This window comes from Limnohabitans sp. (genome assembly GCF_044373035.1).
GTDB lineage: Bacteria > Pseudomonadota > Gammaproteobacteria > Burkholderiales > Burkholderiaceae_C > Limnohabitans_A.
Map to the genome: position 1 here is coordinate 1 of NZ_JBILQU010000228.1, position 6,132 is coordinate 6,132.

A 6,132-nucleotide genomic window follows, 5' to 3' on the forward strand; every position below is an offset into this window, starting at 1 on the left:
GATGGTGCGGTTTTATACGACAAAAGACGCAACTGAAATGATGGCGTTCTTGGTTGCCTGCCATCCAGATGCCATCACCATTCAGCAAAACAACACTTGAACGGCTGAATTGTTGACGCCGATCCAATATTGACCACCTGTGCCGATTGAATTTTGACCAGGGGCTTGAGCCAGCTTTTATGTCTGCTGGCTGTGGATAACTATAAGTTCAATTGTCGTCCTGCAGCTCCTTTCTCTCCGTTTTTCTTGCCTGCTCCCTCGCTTTGATTCGGCCTCTGGCCTCATTGGAGCTGTGCCTGAACCGATGTCGCGCAACCATTTGTGAAGGCGAATCTTTTTTGAACCAATTTGGCCACCCTTATTGGCCAATTGATCCAAAGACACCGCGTACAAGTTCAGCTTGAGTTGTTCGGGTGTTTGGCCGTGTTGCAAGGCATCGAACAGCATGGCCTCAACCACAGCGACATACTTGGCCAATGCTTTGTTAGCCGAAGCAGCGGGCCGAGGAAAGGCTTTGTGCAAAGCCTCCTCGACTGACTCATGAACGGTGATTTTGATCACAGGGTGCCGACTCCTTGATGTGAGAAATCTCGGATTTCCTGTGTATTTAGCGCTTTTTCATAGATTTCGGCAATAAGTGAAAAAGTCACAGACATATAGTAATTTCAATCATTCAATTGAAATATCACCTGAATGAAATGGCATCTTGAAGTGGCGCAGCCACCTGATGCCGCAGGCATGCAGCTCCTTGCTTGGATCAAGTCTTATGCCAATCATTCAAATGTACAGGTCTTTTTTGATCTAGATAAGTACTTGATGCGCACATACAAAGCATCAGTCAGAGTCAAGGTCAACGGAAGAACGCAGGTCATTGCCACGGAAATTCGGGCGCCCAATGCGCAAGACGCCCGTTGGCTGCTCTGGGCCATGTACGGGTTTCACAGCATTCAAGTGGGGCCAGCACTGCAATAGCGCTCAGACTTGAGCGCACTCCCGCCAATTGGTTGGCGACCACGGATCGTTGAGCATAAAATTACATGAATCTTCGGCCAGCATGAAAAGCACAGCCTAGGATTGCCCGAACGGTCAACCCAGAAGCTCAAGTCATTTGAAAAAGATCATCATCATTGCAGGACCAAACGGCGCAGGCAAAACGACCTTCGCACGGGATTTTCTGCCAGCCGAGGCCCAAACGCTCCGGTTCATCAATGCTGATTTGATCGCTGCGGGTCTGGCGCCGTTCAATCCTGAGTCCGCATCCATCAAAGCTGGCAGGCTTATGTTGGAAGAAATCGACGAATGCGTCGCATCAGGTCAAAGCTTTGCCTTCGAAACCACCTTATCCGGTAAGGGCTACCTGCGGAAAATAGCCCTTTGGCAGCAGCTCGGTTACCAAGTTAAGCTGTGGTTCTTGTCGCTGCCCAGCGAAGATATTGCCATTTCTCGGGTGGCGGAACGGGTTGTCCAAGGGGGGCACAATATCCCTGAGCAAATCATTCGCAGACGATTCAAGTCCGGGCTTGAAAATTTTCATGAGCGCTACAGCAAAGTCGTTGACTCATGGGCTTTTTACGATAACTCAGGCCCTGAGCCACAACTTATTGAATGGAGTGACAAATGAACACAAAAGACATTCGAACCTCCAAAGATCCTGATTTAGCCGGATCCTATGCCGCGATCCAACGTTCAGCTCAAAGCGCACGGGACATTGCCATCAAGACCAACACAGCCATCATCGTGGCTATTGACGGTAAACCTGTACGAATCACTGCCGCCGAATTGATCAAGATGCGCGAGCTTGAATCAGTTAAGCCCACACCACACATTCAAGCTCTTTGAATCGCGCAAGATAGGCGTTCCATGGCGCTCAGCATTGAAGACATCGGAGAAATCGACCAGGTCGTTGGCGATTGGTGCCTTGCTCGCGTTCCTGCTCACCTCAAGCAATCCGTTGATTACGACTACGAAATCGACAGTCAGGCCGTGACTATTTTAGAAGTAAGGCCTGCTTGGAGGGGGACTCCCGGCGAAGTAACCCGTCGGCCTATAGCCAGGTTTCGGTTCGTCAAAGTGACCGGTTTTTGGAAAATCTTCTGGATGCGAGCAAGCGGTAAATGGCACGCGTATGAACCCATGTTCGAGGTCAATGATCTGGTCGATGCACTGGATGTCATTGAGTCAGACCACTACGGCTGCTTCTTCGGCTGAGAAATGGCGCTTGGAGGGCTGACAAATCCGGCATGTGTGACCATGTCATAAGTTCAGAGGCTTGGGTCGTATCGGCAGAAAGCCATGCATCTTGTAACTCTGGCGGCATGATCACAGGGGTGCGTTTTTCGTCCCCGGGCTTATGAAACTGCCTCATCACCGGATGGTCATCGGCATTGACCGTCAGCATTGAGAAGCTGACGACCAACTCACCTGAAGCTGGATCCGTCCAACGATCCCACAAGCAGGCAATGCCAAAAGGGTCACCTGAGGCCAATCCAATCTTCCAACGCACTGCCTTGCCAGACTCGTAACTGGGCTCGTAGAAGTTGTCGACCAGCAGCAGTCCAAACTGTCGCTGCCGCCACGCTGTCCGGTAACTGGGCTTCTGGGCGGCAGTCTCGCTGCGTGCGTTGTAGGTGTGCCGACTGATCTTGTCGTCCTTGGCCCATCCTGGTGTCAAACCGAACCTGGCCAAACCACAGGCGACACGTTCGGATTGCCGACTCTTGACGACCACAGGTGCGAGGTAACCGGGATAGGCTTCTTCAGGGAAACCTGAAGGCAGCTCAACACCCAGGTTTTCCTTGACCCATTGGGCGCGTGTTGTTGGCGTGAAATTGGTGCACACACACTGAATTCAAAAGTAAGGGTGCCGACTGATCAGTCCCATCACTTCCAACTCAGATCCAGTTTTCTGTTGTGTGCAGCGCAGTCACGCAAGTAAAGATTGATCAGGCTTTGATAGGGAATTCCAACTTGCTCAGAAATGCCTTTGAAGTAGCCAATCGAGTCTTCATCCAGCCGGATGGTGATTTGCTTTTTCAGTTGGGCTGCGTAAGGGTTTTTACGCGCTTTGGTGAAATCGTATTCTTTTCGCATTTTTGGCCTCTTAGCGGTATTGCTTGGATTCATGGGCTGAAGCTTTTCGGGCAGAAATGATTCGAATTAAATTGCCCTGCTCTCGGTAGCAATGACAAACAACCATGACGCGCAGCGTGCTGCTGATGCCCAACAGGACAAATCTATCTTCCTCTTCCGAGTGATCAGGGTCATCGATCAGTTTCGCGTTTTCATCAAAGAAGACTGTGCGCGCCTCTTCAAATGAAACGCCATGCTTCTTCTCATTGGAAGCAGCTTTTTTAGGGTCCCACTCAAATCGTATGGTCATAACTACAGTGTAGTTTTTATTTTTACAAACCGCAACCGAATTTTCAATACTCGCTAGGCAACATGATCACCCAGTGCTACCCGTCTAAGCAGGCGTAAAGCGTTTGCTCTGCCAGGGGTAAATCGTTCCTGGCTCATCCCTTGAGCCCATCCATCATCCACCATCACAGTATTGATAATTTTGTGAGTTTTGGCCATGCATTTGCCGAACAGGCTTGTTTCTCCCGTCTTGGCCATATTGCTACTGTGCTCGATTTCGATCACTGCATTCGCAGCGCCACCCAACTCTCGCCAACTCTACGAGCGCATTCGTCCGTCTGTCGTGGAAGTAGTCACGAAAAATCGGACCAACTTGGGCGTTTCTTCTGTAGCCAGTGGCTTCGTGACCCACAGAAAAGACTGGGTAAGCAGCGGTAGCAGACATCGGCTTACAGTGATGGCTGCCATCTATCGGCCAGAAGCGGTCATAACGCCAAACAACCAAATGCCGACACCCATGGAGGTCATTCATTAGCCCTCTTCTTGAGCTACATGTTAGGTCGCAGTGTCTTGGTTCGGCTCGTGAGTTTGGTCAGGGTGCGGCTCTTCAGTAGCCCCGGTACTAGGAAAACAACTCAAACGGCGTATTTGCGACGGTCCAGGATACAGTCGGTCAACGATCTCAAGCATAAAGTTCAGAAGCTCAACGGCGTCCTTCTCGACGCTTGCTTGGCGTCGAGCTATTGCCCTGGGTATCCGATGCAGGCGATGCAAGGGATTGTGGCAAGTGACGTAGTCGGTGTCTCGAATTGCCCCCCATTGAGCGTGCACAAACCCGGAAGACCATCCGTAGAATTTGTCGTAAATATCTTTCTCGCCTGCTTCAATGGCCATCCACCGCAGGTTTCCCTTCGTCCAGTGGCCGAGATCGATGTCGAGGTACTCTTGCCAAATGTCTTCGTTCGCAAGCTGCTCAAGCTCGTCGGAACTGTAGAAGCCGGGAAGATCGCCGGAAGACTCCTGAGCCTTTAGGAACGCAAGCTTGACTTGCCCTGAGCCATATATCCGCCATTGACTCCATAACTTTGGCTCATCTCGAGACGCGAGAAACGCTAGGGTTAATTGAGCTTCGACCAAGGCGCGGAGCGCTAGACGGCCGAGCATGGTTTCTTGTGTCCGTGTGGCAGCAAGCGTTGTAACAATAGAGAGCGCATAAAGCGTGAGACCAAACACCGCGTCCAAACGAGCGTCCACGCGCTCACTCGACTTGACCTCAAAGAATCGATTCGTCAAGTCTGACCTGCAACCGAATACCTCGCGTGGATCGAGGTGGGATGGTTGGCGTCGCAACTCTTTCTGAATGTCAGTTGGGTCGACGCAGGAAGTACTTCGAACACACTCATCCCAGAATGATCGGATCCATGCAGGGGGGGGATTTCGTCGAACGGCAACCTCTGCCACACGGATCGACGGGCGCACAGACCTAAGGTCACCACGATTCGGAAACTCAAGGATCTGGCGAACGTGCTCCTCAAAGCCAGGCCCGAACCGCATCTTGCCGGCAACGATAGGAACTGAAAGCTTGAGCCAGCGTATATCCGTCGAGGACTCCGACTGGTGGTCGAGACACCTTGCAACAGCGCGAGCGAGCAATGTCCAATCGCTGTCAGCCGGGTTGTCAGCGATTAGCGTGTGCCATCTTTCTATTCCAGGTGGAGAGCTAAGCCGAAGAAGTGGCCTCAGGGCATTACGCCCAAGGGGGTGAGCTACTAGCAGGTCAAAGAACTGACTGAACTGCTCGTCAGGCAACTGTGAAATCGAGTCGAAGTCTAAGATGGAACTGAAGTCGATCTGATGTCTCTCGGCTGATACCGGCGCTCGTCGATCCAAGAGGCCGCCATCGGCGAACCACGGAGCGCAATGTGAAATGAGTTTGCGAAAGCACTCCAGATAGTCTTTGCGTGGCAGTGTTTCAGTCAACAGAGATGCCCAAATCATCGAAGGCAAGTGGTCGTCCTGCCACGAGGTCAACTTGACCTTGTCGAGTTTGCGTAAGGGCGGACGGAGCGTCTTCCCGGCCAAGTCGTGTTGGGGAAGCGTGCTGAATGACCTTGCTCCGCCGGGTCTAGAATTCTTGCTCCCTGTCTTCTTTTTGGCCATTATTCCTCCCTTACTAAGTATCAACGCTGCCCGGAAAACATTACGTGTGCTGACATTGGGGGCTAGCGTGTGTTCGACCCTACTTTATATGGCCGAAGGTTCCCATGCTGGTAAAAGTAAAGCATCTTGGCACTACCGAACATAATTTCGGAAGGCGCGAGGTTCAACGTTCCCACACGTTGACCGCAACAGTCTGCTAATAGTCGGCTGCTTCCGGTCAATAACCCACTAGAGCAGTCCGCTCACAGCCTTTAGCGAATGTTGACGCGCAAAGTCTGCATTAGGAAGTGCTCTTTTGCATAAGGCACCCGTGCGGCGCTCAAAAAAGCCCTACAGCGCGTTTTTTCCTGGACTCGCTGGGCTGAGTAGCTGGACACCAATCAAAACAAACGTAGCGTTTTTTTGAAGCTGAGCACAGCGCTAGCTGTGTTTGAGCAGAGGCAAAAAGCAATGCGAGATTGGCACCATGTAGGCGTCACTATCGGCTCATTGAATTGGGGATGTTTGACTGTTCCGAAATCTATGAAAAGACATCGAAAAATCTATGAGAAGTAGTAAACCCGGACCATACTACTTTGAACTAAAGAAAAAGCACCTAGAGTTTCCTCTAAGTGC

9 protein-coding genes are annotated in these 6,132 nt (G+C 51.3%); 4 read left to right on the top strand and 5 right to left on the bottom strand.

Features of this window, described 5'->3' with window-relative positions:
* Positions 1 to 177 precede the first annotated feature (177 nt).
* Complete coding sequence (locus ACIQ47_RS16275) at positions 178 to 561, bottom strand: hypothetical protein (RefSeq protein ID WP_396439074.1); 384 nt, start codon at positions 559 to 561, stop codon at positions 178 to 180.
* Positions 562 to 693: 132 nt separating this feature from the next.
* On the opposite strand from ACIQ47_RS16275, the gene ACIQ47_RS16280 reads away from it, so the two are divergent.
* From ACIQ47_RS16280 to ACIQ47_RS16295, 4 genes are all read left to right on the top strand, one after another.
* Entirely contained in the window at positions 694 to 972 is a 279-nt protein-coding gene (locus ACIQ47_RS16280) for a hypothetical protein (RefSeq protein WP_396439075.1), read from the top strand.
* Between the two features lie 136 nt (positions 973 to 1,108).
* On the top strand, positions 1,109 to 1,621 hold the full coding sequence (locus ACIQ47_RS16285; RefSeq protein ID WP_396439076.1) for a zeta toxin family protein: 513 nt from the start codon (positions 1,109 to 1,111) through the stop codon (positions 1,619 to 1,621).
* Complete coding sequence (locus ACIQ47_RS16290) at positions 1,618 to 1,839, top strand: hypothetical protein (RefSeq protein ID WP_396439077.1); 222 nt, start codon at positions 1,618 to 1,620, stop codon at positions 1,837 to 1,839. The genes ACIQ47_RS16285 and ACIQ47_RS16290 overlap by 4 nt, the downstream gene beginning before the upstream one ends.
* 21 nt (positions 1,840 to 1,860) lie before the next feature.
* On the top strand, positions 1,861 to 2,208 hold the full coding sequence (locus tag ACIQ47_RS16295; protein WP_396439078.1) for a DUF3024 domain-containing protein: 348 nt from the start codon (positions 1,861 to 1,863) through the stop codon (positions 2,206 to 2,208).
* On the opposite strand, the gene ACIQ47_RS16300 is transcribed toward ACIQ47_RS16295, so the two are convergent.
* The 4 genes from ACIQ47_RS16300 to ACIQ47_RS16315 all read right to left on the bottom strand — a co-directional run bounded on the left by ACIQ47_RS16300 (position 2,171) and on the right by ACIQ47_RS16315 (position 4,650).
* A complete protein-coding gene (locus ACIQ47_RS16300) occupies positions 2,171 to 2,839 on the bottom strand; it encodes an SOS response-associated peptidase (protein WP_396439079.1) in 669 nt (222 codons plus the stop codon). The genes ACIQ47_RS16295 and ACIQ47_RS16300 overlap by 38 nt on opposite strands.
* 41 nt (positions 2,840 to 2,880) lie before the next feature.
* Positions 2,881 to 3,090 (bottom strand): BrnA antitoxin family protein, encoded by a 210-nt coding sequence (locus ACIQ47_RS16305; protein ID WP_019425223.1) that lies wholly within the window; start codon positions 3,088 to 3,090, stop codon positions 2,881 to 2,883.
* Positions 3,091 to 3,100: 10 nt separating this feature from the next.
* Entirely contained in the window at positions 3,101 to 3,379 is a 279-nt protein-coding gene (locus ACIQ47_RS16310; protein ID WP_396439080.1) for a BrnT family toxin, read from the bottom strand.
* 533 nt (positions 3,380 to 3,912) lie between these two features.
* Positions 3,913 to 4,650: a DUF5677 domain-containing protein gene (locus ACIQ47_RS16315; RefSeq protein ID WP_396439081.1), complete on the bottom strand. Its 738-nt coding sequence runs from the start codon at positions 4,648 to 4,650 to the stop codon at positions 3,913 to 3,915.
* Positions 4,651 to 6,132: the final 1,482 nt, after the last annotated feature.

What these genes read in the sequence shown, in the direction of transcription:
- ACIQ47_RS16310 (WP_396439080.1), bottom strand. Translation starts at nt 3,379, where the DNA reads ATGACCATACGATTTGAGTGGGACCCTAAAAAAGCTGCTTCCAATGAG.
- ACIQ47_RS16295 (WP_396439078.1), top strand. Translation starts at nt 1,861, where the DNA reads ATGGCGCTCAGCATTGAAGACATCGGAGAAATCGACCAGGTCGTTGGC.
- ACIQ47_RS16290 (WP_396439077.1), top strand. Translation starts at nt 1,618, where the DNA reads ATGAACACAAAAGACATTCGAACCTCCAAAGATCCTGATTTAGCCGGA.
- ACIQ47_RS16305 (WP_019425223.1), bottom strand. Translation starts at nt 3,090, where the DNA reads ATGCGAAAAGAATACGATTTCACCAAAGCGCGTAAAAACCCTTACGCA.
- ACIQ47_RS16280 (WP_396439075.1), top strand. Translation starts at nt 694, where the DNA reads ATGAAATGGCATCTTGAAGTGGCGCAGCCACCTGATGCCGCAGGCATG.